The following is a 553-nucleotide window of genomic DNA, read 5'->3' on the forward strand; positions in this document are numbered from 1 at the left end:
TAAGGCCCCATGGTCAAGCGGTTAAGACATCGCCCTTTCACGGCGGTAACCCGGGTTCGAATCCCGGTGGGGTCACCATTTATGACCTAACCCAATGAGCAATATCGAATTGTAGGTAGGTCAAACGCAACGAGCACCAAATTTATATGACCGATAGGGAATAAATGAATTTGTGTAGCGAGACTGCGAAAAAACATATATGGGCGCATAGCTCAGTTGGGAGAGCACCTGCCTTACAAGCAGGGGGTCACAGGTTCGAGCCCTGTTGTGCCCACCATTTATGACCTAACTTAACGAACGATAGTGAGTTCTAGTAGGTCAAACGCAACGAACACCAAATCTATACGAGCATAGCGAGTAAATAGATTTGAGTTGTGAGACTGCGAAAAATTAATTGGCCTGGTAGTTCAGATGGTTAGAATGCCAGCCTGTCACGCTGGAGGTCGAGGGTTCGAGTCCCTTCCAGGTCGCCAATTAAGCTGGCGTAGCTCAATCGGCAGAGCAACTGACTTGTAATCAGTAGGTTGGGGGTTCAATTCCTCTCGCCAGCTCC

4 tRNA genes are annotated in these 553 nt (G+C 48.6%); all 4 read left to right on the top strand.

The window, feature by feature from the left end:
• Positions 1-3: 3 nt before the first annotated feature.
• A tRNA-Glu gene (locus CIW83_RS21860) sits at positions 4-78 on the top strand.
• A gap of 123 nt (positions 79-201) precedes the next feature.
• A tRNA-Val gene (locus tag CIW83_RS21865) sits at positions 202-277 on the top strand.
• Between the two features lie 119 nt (positions 278-396).
• A tRNA-Asp gene (locus tag CIW83_RS21870) sits at positions 397-473 on the top strand.
• Positions 474-478: 5 nt separating this feature from the next.
• Positions 479-551 (top strand) — tRNA-Thr (locus CIW83_RS21875).
• Positions 552-553: the final 2 nt, after the last annotated feature.

Source organism: Tissierella sp. P1 (assembly GCF_002266425.1).
In the GTDB taxonomy this organism is placed as follows: domain Bacteria; phylum Bacillota; class Clostridia; order Tissierellales; family Tissierellaceae; genus Tissierella; species Tissierella carlieri.